23 protein-coding genes and 1 tRNA gene are annotated in these 22123 nt (G+C 62.7%); 14 read left to right on the forward strand and 10 right to left on the reverse strand.

Features of this window, described 5'->3' with window-relative positions:
• Positions 1–3: 3 nt before the first annotated feature.
• Genes BMY71_RS18285 through BMY71_RS18295 form a run of 3 tightly spaced genes read left to right on the forward strand, consistent with a single transcriptional unit; the run spans position 4 to position 2301 of the window.
• Complete coding sequence (locus tag BMY71_RS18285; protein WP_092685646.1) at positions 4–330, forward strand: phage head closure protein; 327 nt, start codon at positions 4–6, stop codon at positions 328–330.
• Positions 330–731 (forward strand): phage terminase small subunit P27 family, encoded by a 402-nt coding sequence (locus tag BMY71_RS18290; protein WP_092685648.1) that lies wholly within the window; start codon positions 330–332, stop codon positions 729–731. Before BMY71_RS18285 ends, BMY71_RS18290 begins: the two co-directional genes overlap by 1 nt.
• Complete coding sequence (locus tag BMY71_RS18295; RefSeq protein WP_092685766.1) at positions 697–2301, forward strand: terminase large subunit; 1605 nt, start codon at positions 697–699, stop codon at positions 2299–2301. Before BMY71_RS18290 ends, BMY71_RS18295 begins: the two co-directional genes overlap by 35 nt.
• Before the next feature lie 315 nt (positions 2302–2616).
• On the opposite strand, the gene BMY71_RS24490 is transcribed toward BMY71_RS18295, so the two are convergent.
• The 3 genes from BMY71_RS24490 to BMY71_RS18305 are packed head-to-tail and all read right to left on the reverse strand — an operon-like array spanning position 2617 to position 4255.
• A complete protein-coding gene (locus tag BMY71_RS24490; protein ID WP_175557713.1) occupies positions 2617–3006 on the reverse strand; it encodes a hypothetical protein in 390 nt (129 codons plus the stop codon).
• Positions 2972–3304, reverse strand: coding sequence for a GPW/gp25 family protein (locus BMY71_RS18300; protein WP_092685650.1), 333 nt, complete (start codon positions 3302–3304; stop codon positions 2972–2974). Before BMY71_RS18300 ends, BMY71_RS24490 begins: the two co-directional genes overlap by 35 nt.
• Positions 3305–3358: 54 nt before the next feature.
• Positions 3359–4255: an exonuclease domain-containing protein gene (locus BMY71_RS18305; protein ID WP_175557714.1), complete on the reverse strand. Its 897-nt coding sequence runs from the start codon at positions 4253–4255 to the stop codon at positions 3359–3361.
• 91 nt (positions 4256–4346) lie between these two features.
• Between BMY71_RS18305 and BMY71_RS25470 the strand changes: the two genes are divergently transcribed.
• Positions 4347–4481: a hypothetical protein gene (locus BMY71_RS25470; RefSeq protein WP_283804820.1), complete on the forward strand. Its 135-nt coding sequence runs from the start codon at positions 4347–4349 to the stop codon at positions 4479–4481.
• Between the two features lie 356 nt (positions 4482–4837).
• On the opposite strand, the gene BMY71_RS24495 is transcribed toward BMY71_RS25470, so the two are convergent.
• Positions 4838–5020, reverse strand: coding sequence for a hypothetical protein (locus tag BMY71_RS24495; protein WP_139202676.1), 183 nt, complete (start codon positions 5018–5020; stop codon positions 4838–4840).
• Between the two features lie 418 nt (positions 5021–5438).
• Here BMY71_RS24495 and BMY71_RS18310 point away from each other — a divergent pair, with 418 nt between their 5' ends.
• The 6 genes from BMY71_RS18310 (at position 5439) to BMY71_RS18330 (ending at position 10591) form a co-directional block, all read left to right on the forward strand.
• Positions 5439–6164 carry a C2 domain-containing protein gene (locus BMY71_RS18310; RefSeq protein ID WP_139202677.1) on the forward strand — a complete coding sequence of 242 codons (726 nt, stop codon included), beginning with the start codon at positions 5439–5441 and terminating at the stop codon, positions 6162–6164.
• Complete coding sequence (locus tag BMY71_RS24995) at positions 6161–6325, forward strand: hypothetical protein (protein WP_175557715.1); 165 nt, start codon at positions 6161–6163, stop codon at positions 6323–6325. Before BMY71_RS18310 ends, BMY71_RS24995 begins: the two co-directional genes overlap by 4 nt.
• A 520-nt stretch (positions 6326–6845) precedes the next feature.
• Positions 6846–7838 carry an AraC family transcriptional regulator gene (locus tag BMY71_RS18315; protein WP_011502817.1) on the forward strand — a complete coding sequence of 331 codons (993 nt, stop codon included), beginning with the start codon at positions 6846–6848 and terminating at the stop codon, positions 7836–7838.
• 94 nt (positions 7839–7932) lie between these two features.
• Entirely contained in the window at positions 7933–8781 is an 849-nt protein-coding gene (locus BMY71_RS18320; RefSeq protein WP_092685656.1) for an NAD(+)--dinitrogen-reductase ADP-D-ribosyltransferase, read from the forward strand.
• 7 nt (positions 8782–8788) lie between these two features.
• Positions 8789–9682 carry an ADP-ribosyl-[dinitrogen reductase] hydrolase gene (gene draG / locus BMY71_RS18325; RefSeq protein ID WP_092685658.1) on the forward strand — a complete coding sequence of 298 codons (894 nt, stop codon included), beginning with the start codon at positions 8789–8791 and terminating at the stop codon, positions 9680–9682.
• Between the two features lie 576 nt (positions 9683–10258).
• Entirely contained in the window at positions 10259–10591 is a 333-nt protein-coding gene (locus BMY71_RS18330; RefSeq protein WP_139202678.1) for a hypothetical protein, read from the forward strand.
• 80 nt (positions 10592–10671) lie between these two features.
• On the opposite strand, the gene BMY71_RS18335 is transcribed toward BMY71_RS18330, so the two are convergent.
• The 3 genes from BMY71_RS18335 to nikR all read right to left on the reverse strand — a co-directional run bounded on the left by BMY71_RS18335 (position 10672) and on the right by nikR (position 12165).
• Positions 10672–10971 (reverse strand): PilZ domain-containing protein, encoded by a 300-nt coding sequence (locus tag BMY71_RS18335; protein ID WP_244526105.1) that lies wholly within the window; start codon positions 10969–10971, stop codon positions 10672–10674.
• A 46-nt stretch (positions 10972–11017) separates the two neighbouring features.
• Entirely contained in the window at positions 11018–11359 is a 342-nt protein-coding gene (locus tag BMY71_RS18340; protein ID WP_011502822.1) for a GrlR family regulatory protein, read from the reverse strand.
• Positions 11360–11742: 383 nt separating this feature from the next.
• Positions 11743–12165 (reverse strand): nickel-responsive transcriptional regulator NikR, encoded by a 423-nt coding sequence (gene nikR, locus BMY71_RS18345; protein ID WP_011502823.1) that lies wholly within the window; start codon positions 12163–12165, stop codon positions 11743–11745.
• A 202-nt stretch (positions 12166–12367) separates the two neighbouring features.
• On the opposite strand from nikR, the gene BMY71_RS18350 reads away from it, so the two are divergent.
• Entirely contained in the window at positions 12368–14524 is a 2157-nt protein-coding gene (locus tag BMY71_RS18350; protein ID WP_092685660.1) for a TonB-dependent receptor, read from the forward strand.
• A gap of 198 nt (positions 14525–14722) precedes the next feature.
• Here BMY71_RS18350 and BMY71_RS18355 read toward each other — a convergent pair.
• A tRNA-Ser gene (locus BMY71_RS18355) sits at positions 14723–14816 on the reverse strand.
• A 720-nt stretch (positions 14817–15536) separates the two neighbouring features.
• Here BMY71_RS18355 and BMY71_RS18360 point away from each other — a divergent pair.
• Positions 15537–16985 (forward strand): porin, encoded by a 1449-nt coding sequence (locus BMY71_RS18360; RefSeq protein WP_092685662.1) that lies wholly within the window; start codon positions 15537–15539, stop codon positions 16983–16985.
• Between the two features lie 292 nt (positions 16986–17277).
• Here BMY71_RS18360 and BMY71_RS18365 read toward each other — a convergent pair whose 3' ends face one another.
• Complete coding sequence (locus BMY71_RS18365; protein WP_244526106.1) at positions 17278–19491, reverse strand: lytic transglycosylase domain-containing protein; 2214 nt, start codon at positions 19489–19491, stop codon at positions 17278–17280.
• Positions 19492–19782: 291 nt separating this feature from the next.
• Between BMY71_RS18365 and BMY71_RS18370 the strand changes: the two genes are divergently transcribed.
• Positions 19783–20682 (forward strand): DMT family transporter, encoded by a 900-nt coding sequence (locus tag BMY71_RS18370; protein ID WP_011502827.1) that lies wholly within the window; start codon positions 19783–19785, stop codon positions 20680–20682.
• Positions 20683–20742: 60 nt separating this feature from the next.
• Here BMY71_RS18370 and BMY71_RS18375 read toward each other — a convergent pair whose 3' ends face one another.
• On the reverse strand, positions 20743–21417 hold the full coding sequence (locus tag BMY71_RS18375) for a BA14K family protein (protein ID WP_092685767.1): 675 nt from the start codon (positions 21415–21417) through the stop codon (positions 20743–20745).
• 248 nt (positions 21418–21665) lie between these two features.
• Here BMY71_RS18375 and BMY71_RS18380 point away from each other — a divergent pair, with 248 nt between their 5' ends.
• Positions 21666–22076 carry an NADH:ubiquinone oxidoreductase subunit NDUFA12 gene (locus BMY71_RS18380; protein ID WP_092685768.1) on the forward strand — a complete coding sequence of 137 codons (411 nt, stop codon included), beginning with the start codon at positions 21666–21668 and terminating at the stop codon, positions 22074–22076.
• Positions 22077–22123: the final 47 nt, after the last annotated feature.

The raw sequence follows: 22123 nt of genomic DNA on the forward strand, positions 1-22123 counted from the left end.
GCCATGCGTTCCGGCAACCTCGACAGTCTGATTGAGATCCAGCGTTTCACCGTCACGGGTGATGACGGCATGGGAAATGAAATCCAGGAATGGGCGCCGCTCGCCACGCTTCGCGCTCAACTGATTCAGGCCGGGACCGAGGAGTTCATCCGCAACTACGCCACCAGCCAGGACACCGTTATCGTGTTTCGCACGCGCTACCTGGAGGGCGTCACCAACATCGATCGCGTGGTCTATGACGGCGTCGTCTACGACATCAAGGAGACCAAGGAGATCGGCCGCGCGCGAGGCCTGGAGATCAGGACGATTTCGCAAGGGCAGGTGGCCTGATGCGCGGCACGAAACCGACGCTGGTGGTCGACAACGGCACGGTGCTGCGGGACATCAAGGCGCCGTCGTGGATGTCGAAGGACGCCAAGGCCGAATGGCGGCGCGTATTCCCGATCGTCCGCAAGCGGCGCATCCTAACCACGGCCGATCTGGGCTCACTGGAAAATTACTGCATCGCGCTCGGCACCGTGCGGGAAATGGAACGGACGCTGCAAGCCGAAGGCCACGTGTTCTCCGGCGACTCCGGTCCGAAGCGGCACCCGGCTGTTGCCATCCAATCAGATGCTATGACGCGCGCGCTGCGCCTTGCCTCGGAGCTCGGTCTCACACCTGTAAGCCGATCGCGGCCGGCAGTGCGGAAAGATGATGATGACGAAGACGTATCCCCACTGGATTTTTGACGGCAGCGAAATCGCTGATCCGCTAGGCCACGGTGAAAGAGCCGTGCAGTTCTTGCGCGCGCTACGTCATCCCAAGAGTACGTTGCCAAAGCGAGCCTTTCGGCTGGATGAATGGCAGGAGCGCATCATCCGCCGCATTTATGGACCCCGCAATGAGGACGGCACCCGTGTCGTCAAGACAGTTGTATTGGTAATTGCTCGCGGTAATCGCAAGACGTCATTGGCCGGCGCGCTGTCGCTGCTGCACACCATCGGCCCGGAGCGGGTGCCGGGCGGCGAAAACATCCTCGCGGCATCCGATCGCAAACAGGCCGGCTATGGCTTCCGCGAGGCCGCCGGCATCGTGCGGGAAGACAAGCGCCTGGTCGCGGCGACGCGGATTTACGACGCGCACAATTCGGTGAAAACCATCCACTTCATTCGGGACGGGTCTTTCCTCGAGGCGATCAGCGGCGACGCCGGGACGCAGCACGGCCGGACCCCAGCCTTCGTGTTTGCCGACGAATTGCACATCTGGAGAAACGCCGAACTCTGGAAAGCATTGAAGTCGGCGATGGTGAAGTCGCAGGGTTCGCTGTTGGTGGTGGCGACGACCAGTGGCCGCGGCCAAGAGAATATCGCCTTCGAGATCGTCGATCGCGCGCGCAAAGTCGCAAGCGGCGAGATTATTGACCCAACCATGCTGCCGATCCTGTTCGAGACGGCGGCGGATGCCGACTGGAAGGATGAGGCGCTGTGGTACGCCGCAAATCCCGGTTTGGCTCTCGGATACCAGGATATCGAAGGCCTGCGCCAGCTTGCGCGTGAGGGCGAAACCAGCATCACGGCTCGCGAGACGTTTCGCCAATACAATTTGAATGTTTGGCTCGATCACTCGACCGACCCGTTTGTGGACATGCAGATTTATGACCGGGGCGGCGGCGCGTTGCCGGACGGCCTAGACGGTCTGCCGTGTTGGATCGGGGTGGATATGTCGACCACGACCGACCTGACCGCGGTGGTGGCCTGCATCCGCAAGGACGACGATTTTGTGGTGTTGCCGCATTTCTTCTGCCCCGGCGACAATTTGCGCGCGCGCGCCGATCGCGACGGTGTCCCGTACCCCGCTTGGGCTGCGGCCGGCCACCTGGCTCCCACGCCGGGCAACGTGATCGATTACAGCGCCGTTGAGGCCTGCATTCGTGGTCTCAATGAGCGGTTCGACGTGCGGGAGATCGGTTTCGATCCGGCGTATGCGCAGGCGGTGATGGGGCCGCTGACCGATGACGGGCTGCCGACCGCGACGATTCGTCAAGGCTGGGTGACGCAGTCGCCGGCGCTCAACGAACTGGAGCGCGTCATCCTGGCCGGAAAGCTGCTGCACGGTGGTCACCCGGTCTTACGGTGGTGCTTCGACAACGTCGCCATCCACACCGACAGCGCCGGCAACCGCACCATGCACAAGGGCAAGTCGCGGGATAGAGTGGATGGCGCGGTGGCGACGTGGATGGCGGTGTCGCGCGCTGCGGCTTCGGAGACGCGGTCGTTCTATGATTCCGATGCCTTCACCGAGGATATGGCGAGCTTTTGAATAGAAACGAGATGGCAGCACCCCTGCCAAGTGCGCGATTCGCTGTAACGGAGATCGGGCTATCGCGGAATGCGGTTTGCCCGCCACATCTTCTCGTAAACCTGATCGCCTTCCACTGTTCTGCGATAGTGCATGTCGGCTACGAAAGGAGTGTTCGGTGACTTTTCGACAAGGCCAAACTGTATCAGTCTATCGACGGACGGTTGTCCGACCCCGGGCATATTGCTGAGTGGTTCGTCCATGGAAAGTCTATCGAGGCAGCGACGCTCCGGCACTGTCAAATCCCAGAAGGTGATTGCCATCCTACACGACTCCCTATGTGGAGCGCCGACGTCGCGGAAATCGGCCCCGATCCAAAATCTTCCATCCAAGCGGGCTCAGGCGATAACCGACTTTCATGCCGATGGCGAAGTACCGATCAGAAGACCGACCCTTTTCGGCCAACCCAAGTGACACGAGTCTATCGGCCACAACCTCGCCAAGGTTGCCGCGTTTCGCCAGGGGTTCAAAGATATCGATTGCATTGGCGAGTTGGCCTACACCACGCCATTCGTGAGCGTCGAGCGCAGTTTCCGCGAGGAACACCTTCTCCTCTTCGTCGGTCATTTGTTCCAGTTGCCTTTCGAGTGCTCGCGAAAGAGCGCCAAAGGCCGCCGCCTGTTGTCGGCGGTCAGTAGCGGACCGTAACAATTCCAGATTTGCCATCTTCACGGTCGCGGTAATTGACCGTGATTGCTGATAAGAGGCCATCGGAAAACACCGACTGTATTGAATCAACGTCAATGCGTGGCTCATAGATCGAGAGCGCCTTTTTTGCGGCGGCCTCGATGGCGTCGGAATCATAGCCGTGACGAGGTTTTCCGGATTCGTCCAAGATCTCAAATCCGACGTCTCTCCGCATAACTCTTGTTCCCAGCGGCGTTGTCAAAAGAACCTCGATCGATTGGATAATGTGCTGGGTGCGATCTATGACTTTTCCGGTGTTACGGTCGATGCCAACCATGTCGGGACTCACTTATCCTTGAGGATGAATTACTATATATGGGTTTGGATACTGCTAACCACTGACCATCGCCATGAAGTCGGTTTCTCCGACGATCTTCATTGCATGTCCCCTGGTGATCATCTCCTCCGCCTTACGGTGCTTCGAGCTTTTCTCTTGCCCGCGGGTGAAGCGGAGATCCTGATCGCCGACGACGAGAATCGTGACCTTTCTCGATATGCTGTCCACCACGTCGCAACCGGCCCCAGCGGCAGCGCGGGCGGCCTCAGCCCGGGGAATCTGCAGCGCGCCCGTGAAAAGTATGGTTTCGCCCGCCAGCGGTCCGGTAGCCGCGCCTGATTGAGCGCACTTCGTCGCATAGCTCGGCCTCGTCCGTCGCAACGGTTTGCTGGTTGCGGTCGATTCATAGCCGAGCTCATCAACCCATTGCTGCAGTGTGACACCACCCTCGCTAATCGCCCTAAGCAACACCAGGCCTGCGGCCCGGGCATCCTCCGCGGCGTCGTGGTGTTTGAAGTGGATGCCGAATGCGCGGGCCAGATTGGCTAACCCATAGCCGCCGTCGTCTCGAAGCCCGGTCCACGTTCGGCGAGCAACCTGTAGGCTGTCGAGCCACGTACATGGCAAACCGCCCGTGCCGTATTTGCCAGCTGCGCGGGCAAGTGCAGTCCGATCGAACGGGCTGTGATGGACAATGGCCGTGTCCTGGAGCGCGGTGCTAATGACGGGAAAAACCCGCGCCATCGTCGGCTTTCCCGCGACGTCTTCAGGGCGGATTCCATGGATGCCGATATTGACCGGATCGAAATCGTCTTCCGGGTCGACCAGGATCGTAAGCGATTTGAAGACCTCTCCGGCTCGGAAATGCACGAGTCCGATAGAGCATATGCTGCCGAAGTCGGCATTCGCCGTCTCGACGTCCAGCGCGATGAAGTCCGTAACTTCGGACATCCGATGTCCCCCAATGGCACGGCATAGTTTCCGCAACCAGAGCGGGCGCGCAAGGGGCGCGGCAATCGACTTTCGGCGCGGTGGTGCCGGCGTGTCCTGCCACGCGGCCAACGTCATCCCAATCGGCCGCGGGGCCGACATGGTGCCGCCAGGCATGGAATCCGAGGCGGTGCATTACCAGTGCGCCGCGGCGGTGGTGCTGCTGAGCTTCGACCAAATCGGGTAGGTGGTGCGAAACTGGGGCAACTTGCCCCACTTTCCGCAGCAAAGGGTGTTCGAGTCTGGAACACCTTGCCGCCGCGAGGTTTCGCGACAAGTTGTCGCGAAAGGTGGGCAACTTGCCCACGTTTCTGGCGGCAAGGGCAAGGTGTTGCAAGTTGCAACACCTTTGCGTGGTCGGGATTCCGGCCTCGCTGCCGTCACGGGTTTCTGCACAACTTGTGCGGAAACCAATTGGTGAGGTTAACCCTCGGGTTAAGGTCGGATCGGCTTTCATTCTTCGCAGGTTGCGACGATTGAAAAAGCGCATCCGACCGTAACGGTCACCGTAACGGTCACCGTAACGGTGGACGTAACGTTTCGTCAGCTCGTCACACGTCCGGCGCGGTGGGCTACGCAAAATTCGCGAACGCGCTCATCCAGCAGCGCCACAACATGACGAGCGTCGCGATATGCTTGCATCTCGCCGCGAATGAAGTGGTCGTTCGAATCGAAGTGCGTACGAGTTCGGTCGCGGATCAGTTCGGGAAGTTCCAGAAAAGTCATAAGCCTATTCCTTGTGTGAGAATGCCGTTGCGCGGCTTCAAATTTAACACCGCGCAGGGATCTGAACCTTGGAAAGAGGCAGCCATAAGACGCGCCGAAGCGCCCCGAGAAGGGGTGGATTTCGTTTAGCAAATCGGCTTATCGTGTCCGTGGGTGTCAGAACCCGGACTTGGACTAAGGCGGCCCTTGGCGGGGCCTGCCCGAATGCGCGTAGGAGACCTTGGCGGGTTTCCTCAGGCGCTCATCGGTAGCGCTTGGCGGCGCACCAACTCGGCTAATATGCCGGGGGCGGTGCGCTATGTCCAGAGCTTAGCGGCTTAAAAGCGCTGCCGACCAGTCGTCCAGGCTGGTTCTGACCCCCCGGCTGCCGCCCCGATGGCGGTAACGGCTGTCAGAAGCCAAACCCTGGACCATCACCATGAAAACCCCAGCACGAAAGAACGCCGAGGCGTCATTCCGCGCCCTGACACAATTTTCAAAATTACCACCCGGTCACAAGACCCTGCGCGTCCCCGATGATTCGTCGGCGCCACATCTGAACGAGCGCGAGTTCGCGGTGGTGGACACGACCGACTGCGACGTTCAGCACGGCGAATTGTTCGTGGTCCAGCACGAAACCGGCAACCGTCGACGGGAAATCGTCCAGGTCCGGAGCGGCCATTGCCAGATCACCGAGACCGGGCCGGAGCAACTGGTCTGGTGGACCGGAGAACTCCGGGGTTGGCGCCAGATCGCTGGCGGCTCAGGCGGGATTCCCGTTTACAGCGGCTTGTCAGACGGCCCCTTTGAGGCGCAGGGGCTCCAATCCAGATTGCTCGGGCGAGTGGTCGGTTATGCCGCGACCGCGCTTGGCGACCTCCTGGCGCCCGCGGCTGGCTGGGAGAACGAGGAAGCGGGTAACGCCGCCTTCGACCCGGGCGAATATCTCGACGCGCTGATCGCCGCGGGCCACCAGCCGTATGTGATCCAGCGCGACGGCAGGACGATTTATTACGAGCAGTACCCTGAGCGGCGCCAGACCAACGCAGAACGAGAGCGGGTACTAGCGGCGCGCTGGCGGTGGGTGAAGGCATCCACGGCGCTGGCGCGGACCAAGGTGGAGTGCCTGCAGCGCGGGCTGGTGTATGAGGGGCGCGCGGCATGAATGACGATCTTGCCAGAGAAATCATCACCGCATGGCGCGAAGCTGATCCGCAGACGCAAGCGCAGGTGCTCGACCTCTTGAGGCGGGCATGTTCGCCTGACCCGGCAATCCGAGCAACGGCGATCGTGGAGGCCAAGGCCGCGGCGGCAAGGTGCGACTGAGAGAACAGCCGGCGAACAGATTGCTACCATTCTGCAACCCAACTCCGTAACAGACGACGACATAGGGCGGGATCAACAGGTCCCGCCCTATGCGTTTTCCCTTATGAATTGGGACTTTATGGGAAAGAACGAGACGGGAACGGACGGCCGTTAGCGAATTTCAAGACCGGTGCCTTAAACCACTCGGCCACCCTTCCGCGTTGGAATGACAGCGGCTTAGCAAAGCCCAACCATCGGGGAAAGGGCCATGGTGGTTTACCCGCGACGAGGCTGGTCTCCGAACCGCCATTCTGAGATTCCCCGCTTGATCCGTGCGCCCGGGGACGGTCCGCGCGAGTTGCTCGAGCAGCACCGCTCCGCTTCGCAATTGCGGCATTTTTGCATCAGTTTTCCGTAAATTCCTCAGAAGAGCAGTCTTTGGGCGACTGTGTCCGGAATTGAGCGGTCGAAACTGCGTCTAAATACTAGGTTCCCGACGGAGCTCCTGGCGGGCTGGCCATCACGACGGAGTTTTCACTGCATGTCAGATGTCTCCTCGAGCGCCATTGAGTTGAGCTACCCGCTCAACCGGTCACCGGTTGTCCACACCCGGAACACCGAAGAGATGCGCCACGCGATGATCAATTTCTACGGTGCGCAGGCGTTTTCCGCCGCGGCCGAGGGATTCGAGGGGTTCGGCAGCTTCGTGAATCTCGATGCGACGGGATTCGGTTTCTGCCGCTATGCGGCTCCCGCCGTCGCGAGCTTTCCCGAGACGGATTTCGCGCGGCTGCAGATCGCGCTCGGCGGATCGGCGCGGACATCGTCCGGCGCTTCAGCCGTCGACGTCGACCAGGACTGCATGGGCGTTTCGACGGCCGGGATGCCGTCGCGGCTCGAGTTCGGCGCCGGCTACGAGCAGATGGTGATCCGTTTTTCCAACGCGAAGCTGATGGCCACGCTCGAAGCGATGCTGGGCGTCAGGCCGCGGGGCACGCTGGTGTTTGTGCCGTCGACGCGGCTCGACCATCATGGCGCGCGCGCGCTGCGCGATTTCGGTATGTTCCTCGCCCAGAACGTCGATCAGGAGCAGGCGCCGCTGCCGCCGTTGATGCTGCGTGAGTTGGAGCATGCGCTGATGGTGTCGTTCTTGAGTGTGGTGCGGCACAATTTCAGCAATCAACTCGATCGCGATGCGCCGGACACCGCGCCGGACTATGTTCGTGTCGCCGAGGAATACGTCGCGGCGAGCTGGAACAGGTCGATCACGATCACCGACCTCGCCGCCGTGACCAATGTCGGCGTGCGCAGCCTGTTCAAGGCGTTTCAGAAACATCGCGGCTACTCGCCGATGGCGTTCGCCAAGGCGGTGCGGCTAAACAAGGCTCGCGAGATGCTGATGCAAGGCGACCCGTCGCGCTCGGTGACCTCAGTGGCTTTCGCATGCGGTTTCAGCAATCTCGGCCATTTCGCCCATGATTATCGCCAGAAGCACGGCGAGTTGCCGTCTGAGACGCTGGCGCGGGCGCGCTGACCGCTCCGCCGCGGCCGCAGTTCCGCGCGCCGGTTAGCCGAGTTGAGCATAGGCAGTCGCGGCGGCCTCCGCTAGACGAGGGGCCGTGACTTCGTTGAAGCGCCTGCGGGCGCAAGCGGCAGGGCCGGCGCAATTGACCTCAGCAGGGGGCATCGGTCATTCCACGAATCTCCTCGGCGTGCCGATGGAGTTTCTCACCGACGTCGCGTTCAACGACCAGCCGGTGCCGCTGCACATCGCCGGGGTGCGCGAGATGAATCCGAGCCTGTTCGAGATGCTGGACCAGGCCCGCGACCTCGCCGACGCAGGCGAAGCGTTCTCCTGCTACATGGCTGCGTTGTTCGGCATCGATCCGGAACAGCGCCTGCGCAACGTCAACGGCCGCGGCCGCTTCCGTTCGTCGTTTCTCGATCTGATCAAGGGCTGGGGCTTCGACAGCAACGGCGCAGAAGGCGCCGTTCTGAAGGGCTGGGTCGAAAGCCGGTTCGGGATCTTCCCGACCTTTCACAAGGAGGCGATCCGGCGGATCGCGAGCCCGGCGTGGACGACCTATGTCGAAGAGAAGATGTCCAGCCGCTTCCACAACAACGCGATCTACGTGCAGCTCGATCTGCTGTTCGAGTTCTGCCAATGGGCGCTGGCGCATTTCGCCGCGGCCGGCAGCACCCATGTCACTCTGTATCGCGGCGTCAACGCGTTCGACGAACACCAGATCGTGCAGCGGTTCGACAGGCGGCACGTCGTGATGCGGCTCAACAATCTGACTTCGTTTTCGTCGGACCGCAGCATCGCCGACTGTTTCGGCGACACCATTCTGACAGTGCGGGTCCCGGTGCCGAAGATCCTGTTCTTCAACCGGCTGCTCTCAGCGCATCCGTTGAAGGGCGAGGGCGAGTATCTGGTGATCGGCGGCGCCTATCGCGTCACCGCGAGCTATTTTTGAGGGCGCGATGACGATACCCCACATCGAGGATCGGGCGCTGGCGGCCTATCTCGGCTTCGCCATCGGGGACGCGCTCGGCGCCACCGTCGAATTCATGACGCCGTCGGAGATCATCGAGCGTCACGGGGTCCACAAGGACATCATCGGCGGCGGCTGGCTGCGGCTGAAGCCGGGGCAGGTGACCGACGATACCGACATGGCGCTGGCGCTCGGCCGCTCGCTGATCCGCTGCGGTGGCATGGATGTGCGCGATGTCTGCGAGGAGTTCGCCGCCTGGCTGAAGACCGGCCCGGTCGATGTCGGCAGCACCTGCCGGCGCGGCATCCGCCGTTACATCACCAATGGCAGTATCGAAGGGCCGTATTTCGAAGGCGACGCCGGCAACGGCGCCGCGATGCGGATCCTGCCGCTGGCGCTCGCGACGTTCGGCCGGCCGGCGGAAGCCGAGGCCTGGACGGTGGCGCAAGGCCACATCACGCATCATCATCCGTTGTCGGACGCCGCAGCATTGGCGCTGGTGCGGATGCTGCAGGCGCTGCTCGCCGGCGAGGGGCGTGATGCCGCCCGCGCGGTCGCGGACGAGTTGGTCGAGACCCACCGCAGCTTCAAGTTTGCGCCGTATCGCGGGCAATCGTCGGCCTATGTGGTCGATACCATGCAGACCGTTCTGTATCATTACTTCAGAACGGAATCGTTCGCCGACTGCGTGATCGCTACCGTCAACCACGGTGGCGACGCCGACACCACCGGCGCGCTTGCGGCGATGCTCGCGGGTGCGACCTATGGCCTTGCGGCAATCCCGAAGCGTTGGCTCGACCGCCTCGACCGCAGCATCGCCGCTGCGGTGCGCGAGCAGGCGCCGCGTCTGCTCGCATTGTCGACGCTTGGCCGCAGCGCCTGAAACAGCAAAGGCCTCGCATCGCGCGAGGCCTTCACTGTCCGTCTCATTTGATCGAACGGCTGCTCGATCGACCGCTTATACTGTTCAGAGCATGATCCCAAAAAGGGGATGCCGGCTCTTGGAGAGGATCGTGCTCAAACAGCAAGCTTAAGCGGAATGACTTGACGGTAATTCATCCTGCTTTAGCGGCGATCGATCTCGAGCAGTTCGATGAACTGCACGAGGAAATTGTACATGCCGCGATAAAGGGCGCTGTGATTGTCGAGTTCAGCCGACACGTGTGCGAGCGATGCCATGACTGCCTTCCTGCCTGTTGAATCTATCCGCAAGGGACGTTGTTCGCCCTCGCTGACTGCAGCCTCGCCCAGGAGCCTTAAAAAGTAGTTGGAGATCGGCTTGGCCAGTGGCTTCGCTTACGACATCGTTAGTGGAGGCTGAAGGAGATGCGTTCAGTCGTTACGGTGGCGTAGATAATTACAACGTTCGCTGCGTCCGATCGCGTTTGCGCGGTTCAGTTGCGTTCAATGCACTGCTACGCGGCAGATGATGTTTGTGAAACATCGATCACGCGGATTGATGAAGCGTTCTGCACATTATTGTCATTGGCATTTTGTGCTGGCTTTGCCATACTGGATGCGTCTTCGCGCCGTCCCGGCATTCACGGGCTGCGAACGCTCACCGCGCTCCGCCAACTCGAATGATACGGAGGAGTTCATGCGCCCCCGTCCGCCTTGTAGTCCGAAGCCTCTCAATCAACGTCTGACCGAAGAAGCGGGCGTATTTCGTGATCGGGCCGAAGCCGCGCCGGATGCCGAGCGTGAACGGCTGATCAAGCTTGCGCGTCAGCTCGACACTGCGGCGAACATCGAAGGATGGTTGTCGTCGCCGGAACTGAAGCCGCCGAGCTGAACGATCAGGTCCGCGATCGCGTGGACGATGCCTGCGCGCTAGATTGGTTGCTATAACACTTGGAGAAGAACGCGCGCTGCTCAGCGTTTCATTTGAAGAAATTTGACGCCGATCTCGTCGCCATTGATCCACGCCAGCTCGCAGCGCCGATAGGCAAGCCCGGTCGAGGAGAGTAGGAGGAAGAACTCCTTCTCTTTGAGCTTCTCCATTGACGCGGGCTTTAGCCGCGCGCCTTGCGCGGATGCGTCGCGCATCTTGCATCTGAGGCGCCAGGTGCCGTCGATTGACATGATCCAAGCATCGACGCCGCGTTCGAAACCGACCCGCGGGAATTTGCGCTTTTCCGGAATGGCCATGCTGATCCCATTGCTGATCTGCATTCGATCGGGCGGCCGACGTGGCCGCTTGGAGCGGTCGAAGGGCGGCTCAATCCCCGATCCGTGTCAGAATGGCGCGAAGCGCCAAGCTTGGCGTCTCCCGTGCGGCGCCTTCGATCGAGACATAGCCGTTCTTGGCGAAGCCGTCGAAGCTGACCTCGGTCGGGTCGATACCGAACACCGAGGAGTGATCGGGATCATCGGCGTTGGCGTGGCGGACGCCGCGCAGGGTGCCCGACACGGCGAAGCCGTTCTGGGTGTAGGAGCCGAAATAGGCGAAGGCGGAATCGCCGCCGCGGATCTGTCCGTCATGCAGCACAACGACACCGTGGGCCTTCTTGCGCGCGGTCTCAAACTCGGCTCGATAAAATCCTTGAAGATTATCTGTCATATCGTCCTCAAATACGTTCAATCCCGGCGGTCTACCACCTTCAGTTTACATCTTTGCTAATTGCTGAACCGGTCGGATGTGGGCGCGATTAAGCCGAAAGAAACACTTTCGCCGACGCAGCGAAGTGGGGCTTCGCGCCGGGGCCAATCGATTGTGACCGGAGCTGAAAACGGCCTCGGCAGGGCTTACAGGCGGCGGGCGAGGGCTCCTTGATGCCGCGACGGTGGAGCCAACTCCTCCGTTCGGCTGCTGAGCGCGAGAATCATCGTCCGTGGCGGCCAGTCGTCGCGGGCGATAACATCCGGGAATTTGCCTGCCCGGACTCCGGCGAAGTGATGACACCGCAGGCCGACGCTGCGGTGCAGCCGTCGCGCGCTGACGCGTCAGTCGTGGGTGTGCTGCTCGTCATCCATGGTGGGGATGGTCACCAGCCGGCCATAGCGCACGCCGCGTTCGGAAAAGATATGGTCGGCAAAGTGCTGCAGCTCGCTAGCCTTGCCGTCGAGGATTGTGACCTCGAGACACTGATCGTGGTCGAGATGCACATGCATGGTCGCGCGCGACAGGTCGTGATGATTGTGGAAGCTCTGCGTCAGCTTGCGCGGCAAATCGCGCTTGGAATGATCGTAGGTGTAGACCATCGCACCGACGCAACGTTCGCCGCTGTCGTGCGCGGACGTCTGCTGGATCCCAATCCGCGCCAGATCCCGGATGGCCTCGGAACGATTCTGGTAGCCACGCACCGCGATGATGGCGTCGAGTCTCTCCATCAGGTCGTCGTCCAAAGTGATCGTCACGCGGTGCATCGCTTGGCCTCTTGGTGGTATGCAGTTTTGTTGACATCGTCATACTACGCGTGGCACGCTAAGCGTAGGGGCGTTCTGCCGGGACCGCCAGCGATAGCAGATCAGGGCGGGCGCGTCTTGCAAAGCGAGGCGCGGTGGTGGCGATGTGGTAAGTCACGTATCTCGGCGAGTGGTAGTAAGATGCGGCGCAGCCGGCTGTGTGATGTTCGGCCTCGGTGCCATGTCGGCAGCGGCGCAGGCGCCGACGCAGCAGACGCAGGTGCAGTCGCTGCCGGAAATCGCGATTGATGCACCGTCCCGCGGGACGCGTGGCGGCGTGAGTCACTCATCTCGGCGGACCGCCTCGCAACAGGCGCGCTTGCCGGCGTCGGCTCCCACCGCTGCTGCGGCGTCGACTTCCGCCGGCGCAGCGTCGACGCCGATGAGCGCGCCTCAAGATCAGGCAGCAAGTGCGCGCATCATCAGTGGCGCTGAGCTGAACGCGGTGCCGTTCTCGCGCGTCGGCGAGGTGTTGGAAGCCGTGCCCGGGCTGGTCGTCACCCAGCACTCGGGAGAGGGTAAGGCCAACCAGTATTTCCTGCGCGGCTTCAATCTCGATCACGGCACGGATCTGGCGATTACTGTCGACGGGATGCCGGTCAACATGCCGACGCACGGCCATGGCCAGGGCTACGCCGACATCAATTTCATGATCCCCGAGCTGATCAGCGCGATGACGCTGCGCAAGGGGCCATATTTCGCCGATATCGGTGACTTCGGCTCGGCCGGGGCGGTCAGCATCGATTACTTACGTGCGATGCCGAAGACTCTCGCCGAGGTCACGCTCGGCAGTTTCGGCTATCGCCGGCTGCTCGGCGCGGGCTCGACCAAAGCAGGCGAGGGGACGTTGCTCGCTGCCTTTGAGGCGAACAGCTACAACGGGCCATGGGATGTGCCGGACAAAATCCGCAAGCTCAACGGCGTGCTGCGCTACAGCCAGGGCACGCCGACGGATGGCTTCTCGCTGACCGGTATGGCCTATGCAAACCGTTGGACCTCGACCGACCAGGTGGCGCAGCGCGCGCTTGATCAAGGCATCATCGGTCGCTACGGCTCGCTCGATCCGACCGATGGCGGCATTGCCAACCGCTTCAGCCTGTCCGGCCGGTTCGCGCGCTCGAGCGACATCGGCCAGACCGACATCAATGCCTATGTGATCCGCTCGTCGCTGCAGCTCTACAACAATTTCACCTACTTTCTCGATGATCCGATCAATGGCGATCAGTTCAATCAGTACGACCGTCGAACGGTGGTCGGGCTGTCCGGCGCCCAGCGCTTCGACTATCGCTTTGCCGGGTTGCCGGTGGAAACCCGCGTCGGCCTGCAGAGCCGCGCCGACGCCATCAGTCTCGGACTTACCAAGACGTTGCAGCGCGACTGGCTGTCGACGGTGCGCGCCGACGACGTGCAGGAACAGTCGCTGGGATTATGGACCGACACGACGGTGCGCTGGACCGACTGGCTGCGCACCAGCGCCGGCGTGCGCGAAGATTTCTTCAACGGTCGCGTCAGCAGCGATACGCCGGCGAATTCAGGCTCGGCCTCCGCGTCGATGACCAGCCCCAAAGTCGGAATCGTACTCGGCCCGTGGGTCTCGACCGAGTTCTACGGCAATGCCGGCACCGGCCTGCACAGCAACGATATCCGCGGCGCCACCATCACCGTCGATCCGACCGACAAGACCACGCCGCTGGACCGGGTGCCGCTGCTGGTGCGGTCGAAGGGGGCCGAACTCGGCGTGCGCAACCGGTCGATCACCGGGCTCACCACCGCGCTCGCGGTGTTCGTACTCGACTTCGATTCCGAGTTGCTGTTCGTCGGTGACGCCGGCACCACCGAGCCGAGCCGCCCGAGCCGGCGCGTCGGTGTCGAGTGGACTAATCAGTACAGGCCGCTTCCGTGGCTGGGCGTCGATCTCGACCTTGCGTACACGCGTGCGCGCTTCACCGATGTCGATCCGGCCGGCAACATGATCCCCGGCGCGCCGGCATGGGTTGCTAGCGCCGGTCTCACATTCGGGCGCGAGACCGGCTGGTTTGGCGCACTCAAGGGTCGTTATTTCGGCGTGCGACCACTGGTCGAGGACGGCAGCGAGCGCTCGCTGGCGTCGCTGATCTTCAATGCCCGCGCCGGCTATCGTTTTGACAACGGCCTACGCCTCCAGCTCGACGCGCTGAACCTGTTCAATGCCAAAACCAACCAGATCGAGTATTATTATCTGTCCCGGCTACCAGGCGAACCGCTCGGCGGCGTCGGCGATCGTCACGTCCATCCCGCCGAACCCTTGGCCCTGCGGCTGACGCTGGCCGGGGCCTTCTGACAGGCGGCGCCCCAACCGGTGAATCCCGTACCGCAAGGCTGCGGTTCAGATGCTGGAGGGGAGAAGCTTGCAGACCATCGACAATCCGTTCGGCACGAGATTGTCACCCATGTCTTACATGCGATCATGTCTTAGGTGCGAACCGCCCCCCCAATCTTTGGGCAGGACAGATGTCTTCGGGCAGGACAGAGGTGGGCCTGGCGGAGACGGAGGGATTCGAACCCTCGATAGGGCTTTACAACCCTATAACGGTTTAGCAAACCGCCGCCTTCAGCCACTCGGCCACGTCTCCGGCTACGCCCGATATGCCCGACGCGGCAGCAAGCTGCAAGCACGATTGCATGCATGACGACCGCGACTTCCGGCCTGGGCGCCGACCGCTCGCAATAGTCGCAGGGGAGCGACGCGGATAGGGCGTTCAGCCGGAGCGGAATGACCTATCTTCGGATCGTCATTCCGCTCCGACTCCGTATCTTTATCTGACACCGACGCGCACTTTTCGGGATCATGCTCTGAGCCGACGCCTGCCGGTTCGTCCTCGGATTCGCCCGGGCAGAGATTCGAATCTCGGCTGAATGCGGGGATCTCGGCGGAAAACCTGCGTGGAACTCCCATCTCGCGCCATTGCACCGACATTGTGCATTGCGACACAAGCGCGCGTGCGCGTTTGAAAAAAAATCTTATATTTCAGAGAGTTGTGAGTGTTCCCTCGGTGACCTTCGAGTGCCATTTCTGCAACACCACCCCGAAAACGGCGAGACTCAAGCGCTTCTGAGGCGTTCCTTTGTTGCGTGTGCATCACGCTTAGGTAATTCTCGTGACTGCGACGGAGGGGGGCATCCCGAGGTCGTCCCGTTATAGGTGGTTCGCTTAAGTCCCTCGCGTTCAGCGGGTGTGTCCGAAGGCGCGAAGCGGCTAGGCGGGTTTGAATGGGACTAAGGAACCACCCTGCTGGTGCCATGTGCATCCTGCGGTCCGGAACCTTCCCTAGAGAGCAAACTTGGAGGTTTACATGAACATGGTTAAGAGCCTTTTCCTAGGCTCGGCGGCGGCTCTCGTCGCCATGAGCGGAGCCCAGGCGGCTGATCTCCCGTTGAAGGCCAAAGCGGTCGAATACGTGAAGGTCTGCTCGATCTACGGCGCCGGCTTCTATTACATCCCGGGTACGGACACCTGCATCAAGCTCGGCGGCTACCTGCGCGCCGACGTGACGATGTTCGGTGCTGGCGCCTATAACGCGCCGGCCTGGAACGGCGCTGCTGGCGCCAAGAGCCGCCTCGCGAACAACACCATCTTCCGTTCGCGTCAGGACATCAACATCGACACCCGCACCGCCACCGAATACGGCGTTGTCCGCACCTACTTCGATGCGACCTTCAGCTGGACCTCGGGCGACGCTATCGCCGGCGGCACGCTCGGCGTCTACTATGCCTTCATCCAGTTCGCCGGGTTCACCTTCGGTAAGGCCGTGTCGCAATTCGACACTCCCTGGACCGGCTATCCGGGCAACAACACCTCGTTCCTGATCGGCGGCTACGACAACGTCACCGGCATCAACCAGGTGGCTTACACCGCGCAGTTCGGCAACGGCGTGTCGGCGGCGATCTCGCTCGAAGACCAGTCGTCCTATCTGCAGTCGGCTCTGTACAACACGTCGAACCTGACCGACGCGGGCTTCGCTACGGGCGTCTACGGCACGAACTCCTATGCCGGCACCCAGATTCCGGACATCGTCGGTCAGTTGCGCGTCGACCAGGCCTGGGGCCTGTTCCAGTTGTCGGCCGCCGCTCACCAGGTGCGCGCCAGCTACTACAACACCGCTCTCGAGACCTCGGGTCATCCGAGCGATACTTGGGGCTATGCGGTGCAGGGCGCCTTGTCGCTTAAGAACCTGCCGACCGGCCCCGGCGACAGCTTCAACATCACGGCGACCTACTCGGACGGTGCGACCCGTTACGTGCTGGGCGGCGTGACGGGCAACTCGTTCGCGATCTACGGCAACTCGGGCGGCGCCTATCAGAGCCTTGCTCTGGCCGGTTCGGCTGACGGCGTCTTCGCCGGCACCAACAACATCAACGGCAGCGGCATCACGAAGACCACTGCCTGGGGCGTCCGTGGCGCGTTCAACCACAATTGGAACCCCTTCTGGTCGACCTCGCTGTTCGGTTCGTACACCGCGCTCGACTACAAGGGCACTGCCACTGCCCAGATCTGCGCAACGGCTGTCGGATTCACTTGTAATCCGGACTTCCGCATCGCTCAGATCGGCACCGTCACCCGCTGGACTCCGGTCAAGAACCTGACCTTCTCGGGCGAAGTGATGTACACCTATCTCGACCAGAGCCACGCCGGCAACATTTCCCTTCCGGCGGTCACCGCAGTTGCCAAGCCGGCGGCGGTCTACGAACTCAAGGACCAGGGCGTCTGGAGCGGCAGCCTCCGCGTTCAGCGCACCTTCTGATCCTGATCGTTCCGCAAGGAGCGGTCTCGGAAACCCCGGCGGGCAATCGCCGGGGTTTTTCATTGTGGATGGTCCGTATGCACGTGCTGCAGCGGGCGATCGGCGTACGCTGCCGATTCGGGGGCGTCAGATGAGTAACTGTGCGTGCTTCGGCAAGCGAGGCGCGCAGGGATGATCCGAAGCGTCTTCGAGCGATAAGGTTTCGGTCTGCGTGAAAACAAAACCCGCCGCCACGACACTCTTCGGTCCAGTCTGATTCGATCGGGATCGAAGTTGCTTTTGGACTGGTCGACTACTCGGTCGCCGCGCCGCGGCGCAGGTCGGCGTCGATCTGCAGCCGGGTGCCGCCGCCGAATCGCGCGCGATAGACCTGCAGATTCTCGATGATCCGCTGCACGTAATTTCGGGTCTCGGAGAACGGGATGAGTTCGACCCAATCCACCGCATCGACCTTCGGATCGCGCGGGTCGCCGTAGCGCTCGACCCACTTGCGCACGCTGCCGCGACCGGCGTTGTAACCGGCGAAGGTCATAATATAAGAACCGCGGTAGTCCTCGATCAGCCCGCCGAGCTCGGCGGCGCCGAGCGTTGCGTTGTAGACCGAATCGTTTTTCAGCCGCTGGACGTCGTAAGTGCAGCCGTGCCGGCGACAGACATACTTCGCTGCATCGGGCGTCACCTGCATCAATCCGTAAGCCTGCGCCGGCGACACCACCGCGGGATTGAATCCGCTCTCCTGCCGGGCGATCGCATAAACGATGCTGCGCTCGACTTCCGGGCCGATCTGCTTGAACTGCGGAATGCCCACGATGGGATACGCGTAGTGATCGAACGGCAGGCCGCGATTGAGCGCCGCCTTGCCGACCAGCAGCATGGCACGTGCATCATTGTTGCGGGCGGCGAGTTCGGACAGGCCGAGCAGGGCGTCGACATCGCCGTTTTCGCCGACATCGGCGAACATCGGGATCGCGACTTCGCCCTCTCCGATGGCGTAAAGCAACTGCACCGCGCGCACGACTTCGAGCCGCTCGACGCCGCGGCCCTGGCTCGATGGCGCACCGTTCAGATCGAGCTGCGGCAGGCCGAGTTTGGCGCGCGCCAACTGACCATAATAGCTGGTCGATTGCGCGGCGGCGGCCGAATAGGCGGCGCGGGCGTCCTGCGTGCGGCCGACCGCTTCTGCGGCGCGGCCCTGCCAGTAACCGCCGCGCGCACGCGCCGTCGGGTTGGTCGTGTCGTTGCCAATCCGCGCGAAGTGTTGCGCGGCGGTCGCCGGGTCCTTCAAGAAGCGAAGCGCGATCCAGCCGGCGGTGAATTCCTGCTCGGTCTTGTAGACCTCGCGGGTCGGCGTCGCAGCGTTGCGTGCGACCAGATAGGCGAGGCGATAGTCGCCGATATCGATCAGCTTGCGCGCGAGCAGCCGCCGCTCGATCCACCATTCGTCGAGATTGTAGAGCCGGTTCGGATCGCGCGGCACCGTCAGCATCAGCCGCCCGGCCTCGGCGATCTTCTCTTCACGGCGCAGCAACTGGATCTTGCTGAACATGTAGCCGGGGTCGCTTTGCAGCTCGTCCGGCACGTCATCGAGCAGCGATTTGCCCTGCGCGGATTTGTTGTCCACCGCGAGCCGGGCTTTCGCCAGCGCAAGCTGCGCAGCGCCGAGCCGCCTTGCGGCGCGAAGCCCGGGCTCGTTGTCGTTGCCGTAAAGAAACGCGTCCATCCGCGCCTTGTGATCACCGGGGGCGATCAGCGCGCCGAACATCTCGATCGCGGTCGTCTCGGTCGCCGCCGACATCGTATCGCTGCGCCAGGCGTCGCGGACGAGCTGCTCTGCGGTTCGTCGGTCGCCACGCGCCAAGGTCGCGCGCGCCAGCGCCAGCTTGCCCTTCGCCGACAGCGGCGTCTCACTGTTGAAATAAGCGAGGACGGCGGAATCGTCGCGATTGTCGTCCCACAGCGCCGCTTCGGCCCTGCGTCGGAGAAAGGTCTGCGACGGCCAACTCGGATTGGCGCGGACGAAAGCGCGGTAGCGTTCGACGCTGACGCCGTTGTTCTCACCACGCAAAATGATCCATTCGGCGAGCTTTCGCGCCAGCGGATCTGAAATCGTATCCGCGATCTGGATCGCGTCGGCTGCCTTGCGCTTGCGAACCTGCTCGATGACGCCCTCCAGCGCCTCGGCGTCGGCCTGCGATGTCTGCGTCGTGGTTGCGACAGCCGAGCGCGTGGCCTGCTTGCGCGTGACCATCGCCGGCGCCGAATGCGGACGCGTGGGTTCGATGACGGGCGCGGTCGGCGCCGCGGTGGCGAGTTGGGCGGATGGTTTGGGAATCGACGCGGTCACGGCCGGTGTCGTCTTCGGCACGATGCTGCGCGAGATCGGTCGAGGTTTCGGCAGTGGAACGTTCTTCGGCGCCGCCATGGCCTCGATTGCGAACCCGCTGAGTCCGATGCTCAGCGCCAGCGTCGCCGTCGAGGCGCGCAGCACCGATGCGAAGGCGGTCACGGGGGTAATGGGTCGGATGTCACGCAATCGCGGAGGTCCCCGGTGAGCGGATGATTCGGCCGATTCTGTCAGCAACGGTAGCGTAAGTGAAGACGTCGGGGCGTCACGGAACGTACGCCGCGGGCATCTTGCAGCAAAATGCGGCTAAAAACCCGCAATTCAGGCAAGTCGGCGCGACTCTGCTGCGCTGCGACGAAATCGCCCGGTCGTTGGCGAACAGTTTCCGGATGGCCGCGGTGTTGAATTTCCGTCATCCTGGATTCAACGAGAATGCCCGGGGGCAACGCCAGAATGACGACGTTTCACGATGCGGCTGCGCGCGGCCGGATTTCGCCGCTCGGGCTGTTTTTTCTCGGCGTCGCGTCGATCGGCTGGGGCCTGAACTTCCCGATCATGAAGAACCTGATGACCGAATGGCCGCCGCTGTCGGCGCGCGGGTTGTCCGGGATCATCGGCGCGCTGGCACTGGCGCTGATCGCGACATCGCGCGGAGAGACACTCAGGGTGCCGCGCGCGATGTGGTCGCGACTGATCCTGGTGTCGATGCTGACGATCGGCGGCTGGGTGGCTTTCATGGGGCTGGCGTTGTTGTGGCTGCGTGCGAGTGACGCGGCCGTGCTCGGCATTTCCATCCCGCTCTGGGTGGCATTGGTGGCGTGGCCTGTGCTGGGCGAGCGGGTGTCGCCGGTGCGCGCGATCGCGCTGCTGATCGCGCTCGCCGGGATCGCTGTGCTGATCGGCGGCAGCGGCTTCGACGCCAGCCTCGACAAGTTGCCGGGCATTCTCTGCGCCTTGGCGGGCGCGGTCTGCGTCGCGTTCGGCACGGTGTTGACCAAGCACTTTCCGCTGGCGTTGCCGCCGCTGTCGCTTGCCACGTGGCAGATCGGACTCGGCTGCATTCCGGTTGCGGTGGCGGGACTGGCGTTCGAGGATCCGCATGTCGCAGCTTTGTCGGCGATCGGTTGGGCGTCGATGATCTATATGACGCTGGTGCAGTTCTGCGTCTGCTACGTCTGCTGGTTCGCCGCACTCGAGCGCTTGCCCGCCGCGACAGCGTCGATCGGCACGCTGCTGGTGCCGGTGGTCGGCGTGCTGGCCTCGGCAGCGATGTTACAGGAACCGTTAGGGCTGACCGAAGTGATCGCGCTGACGGTGACGCTGGCGAGCGTGGCATTGGCATTGCGGTCCTGAATGCCAACAGCAAAACGGCGCCACGCGGGCGCCGTTCGTTTTCAGAGCTAGCTTGATGCCTTACGGGCAGGCATGACGGCGGCCGTCATAGCCAAGATACGTTCCTGAACCCGGGTCGTACGACTTGAAGCGCCGTGCGCAGTAAGCATCATCGCGACCGCCGCCCGGCACGACTGCAATCATCGGCTCGTCGTAGTTGCCATAGTAATAGGGGTCATTATAGTAGTATTGCGACGCCAGCGCTCCGCCAACCACTGCTCCCGCATACGCGCCCGGCCAGTAGCCGCCGCCGCGCCATTGCCGACCGCCACCATGCCATCCGCCACGGTGACCGCGATGGTAACCGCCGCTCGCATAGCCCGGGCCGCGGTAGCCGCCGCCAGCATATCCCGGATTACGGGGGCCGGCTCCGATCATGCCGCCACCACCCATGCGCGGACCGCCGCCGCCGATCACGGCGCCACCGCCGCCCCGGCCGATGCTACCGCCGCTGATGATGCCACCACCGCCGCCGCCGCCCATTGCAGGGCCACCGCCACCGCCACGGCCGATGCTACCGCCACCGATGCTGCCACCGCCACCACCGCCACCACCGCCACCGCCACCGCCACCCCCACCAGCGGCTCCACCGCCACCGCCACCGATGCTGCCTTGTGCGAAGCTTAAGCTGGTGGTGGCCAGCGGCAGCGCTATCGCCAGCGCAGCCACGGCGGTCAACGTTTTGAGATTCAACATCATGAACTCCATCAAAGGGAAATTGTTTGAAACCGTTCCGCTACCCCAACCCGCTCGACGGATGGTCGTTCCGATTTGTTCCACCCAACCGCCGGAAGTTTGGCAAGCCGCCAGTGTATCTGGCCTGAATGAATTGCGTCCAATTTGCGGAACCGGCTTGCGTCGATGTTCGAAACCATTCGCAACGGCTGGACATTCGGGCCCGCGGGTGGCATCACGGAACGCTGTCGTCGCCGATGGATGCGCCCATGAAACTGTTTCTGCTACGGATTTTCACCTGGTGGTCGGGTTACACGTTCGGCACCCAATTTTGGACATGGCGGTTCGGCGAGCTTGTCGGCACCGACGAGACCGGAAACCGCTATTTCCGGACCAAGGGCGGCAAGATTGATCCGACGCTCGGCTTCGAGCGGCGCTGGGTGCTCTACAACGGCTATGCCGAAGCGACGCGAGTTCCGCCCGACTGGCACGGCTGGCTGCACCACATCGTCGACGTGCCGCCGACCGAGGAAAACTATCAGCCGCGCGAATGGCAAAAGCCGCATCAACCGAATTTGACGGGCACGCCTCTGGCGTATCGTCCGGCGGGCTCGACTCTGTCGGTCGGCCGCAGGCCCAAGGCGACCGGCGACTATCAGCCCTGGACTCCAGGAAGCTGAGACGACCGGAAAAGCGGCGCAGCGGCAAATAGAGCTTTTCCGGTTGT

This window comes from Rhodopseudomonas pseudopalustris (genome assembly GCF_900110435.1).
Lineage (GTDB): Bacteria > Pseudomonadota > Alphaproteobacteria > Rhizobiales > Xanthobacteraceae > Rhodopseudomonas > Rhodopseudomonas pseudopalustris.

Coding starts and splice junctions, on each gene's coding strand:
- BMY71_RS18285 (WP_092685646.1), top strand. CDS start 4: ATGCGTTCCGGCAACCTCGACAGTCTGATTGAGATCCAGCGTTTCACC.
- BMY71_RS18290 (WP_092685648.1), top strand. CDS start 330: ATGCGCGGCACGAAACCGACGCTGGTGGTCGACAACGGCACGGTGCTG.
- BMY71_RS18295 (WP_092685766.1), top strand. CDS start 697: ATGATGACGAAGACGTATCCCCACTGGATTTTTGACGGCAGCGAAATC.
- BMY71_RS24490 (WP_175557713.1), bottom strand. CDS start 3,006: ATGGCAAATCTGGAATTGTTACGGTCCGCTACTGACCGCCGACAACAG.
- BMY71_RS18300 (WP_092685650.1), bottom strand. CDS start 3,304: ATGGTTGGCATCGACCGTAACACCGGAAAAGTCATAGATCGCACCCAG.
- BMY71_RS18305 (WP_175557714.1), bottom strand. CDS start 4,255: ATGTCCGAAGTTACGGACTTCATCGCGCTGGACGTCGAGACGGCGAAT.
- BMY71_RS24495 (WP_139202676.1), bottom strand. CDS start 5,020: ATGACTTTTCTGGAACTTCCCGAACTGATCCGCGACCGAACTCGTACG.
- BMY71_RS18310 (WP_139202677.1), top strand. CDS start 5,439: ATGAAAACCCCAGCACGAAAGAACGCCGAGGCGTCATTCCGCGCCCTG.
- BMY71_RS24995 (WP_175557715.1), top strand. CDS start 6,161: ATGAATGACGATCTTGCCAGAGAAATCATCACCGCATGGCGCGAAGCT.
- BMY71_RS18315 (WP_011502817.1), top strand. CDS start 6,846: ATGTCAGATGTCTCCTCGAGCGCCATTGAGTTGAGCTACCCGCTCAAC.
- draG (WP_092685658.1), top strand. CDS start 8,789: ATGACGATACCCCACATCGAGGATCGGGCGCTGGCGGCCTATCTCGGC.
- BMY71_RS18330 (WP_139202678.1), top strand. CDS start 10,259: ATGAAGCGTTCTGCACATTATTGTCATTGGCATTTTGTGCTGGCTTTG.
- BMY71_RS18335 (WP_244526105.1), bottom strand. CDS start 10,971: ATGCAGATCAGCAATGGGATCAGCATGGCCATTCCGGAAAAGCGCAAA.
- BMY71_RS18340 (WP_011502822.1), bottom strand. CDS start 11,359: ATGACAGATAATCTTCAAGGATTTTATCGAGCCGAGTTTGAGACCGCG.
- nikR (WP_011502823.1), bottom strand. CDS start 12,165: ATGCACCGCGTGACGATCACTTTGGACGACGACCTGATGGAGAGACTC.
- BMY71_RS18350 (WP_092685660.1), top strand. CDS start 12,368: ATGTTCGGCCTCGGTGCCATGTCGGCAGCGGCGCAGGCGCCGACGCAG.
- BMY71_RS18360 (WP_092685662.1), top strand. CDS start 15,537: ATGAACATGGTTAAGAGCCTTTTCCTAGGCTCGGCGGCGGCTCTCGTC.
- BMY71_RS18370 (WP_011502827.1), top strand. CDS start 19,783: ATGACGACGTTTCACGATGCGGCTGCGCGCGGCCGGATTTCGCCGCTC.
- BMY71_RS18375 (WP_092685767.1), bottom strand. CDS start 21,417: ATGTTGAATCTCAAAACGTTGACCGCCGTGGCTGCGCTGGCGATAGCG.
- BMY71_RS18380 (WP_092685768.1), top strand. CDS start 21,666: ATGAAACTGTTTCTGCTACGGATTTTCACCTGGTGGTCGGGTTACACG.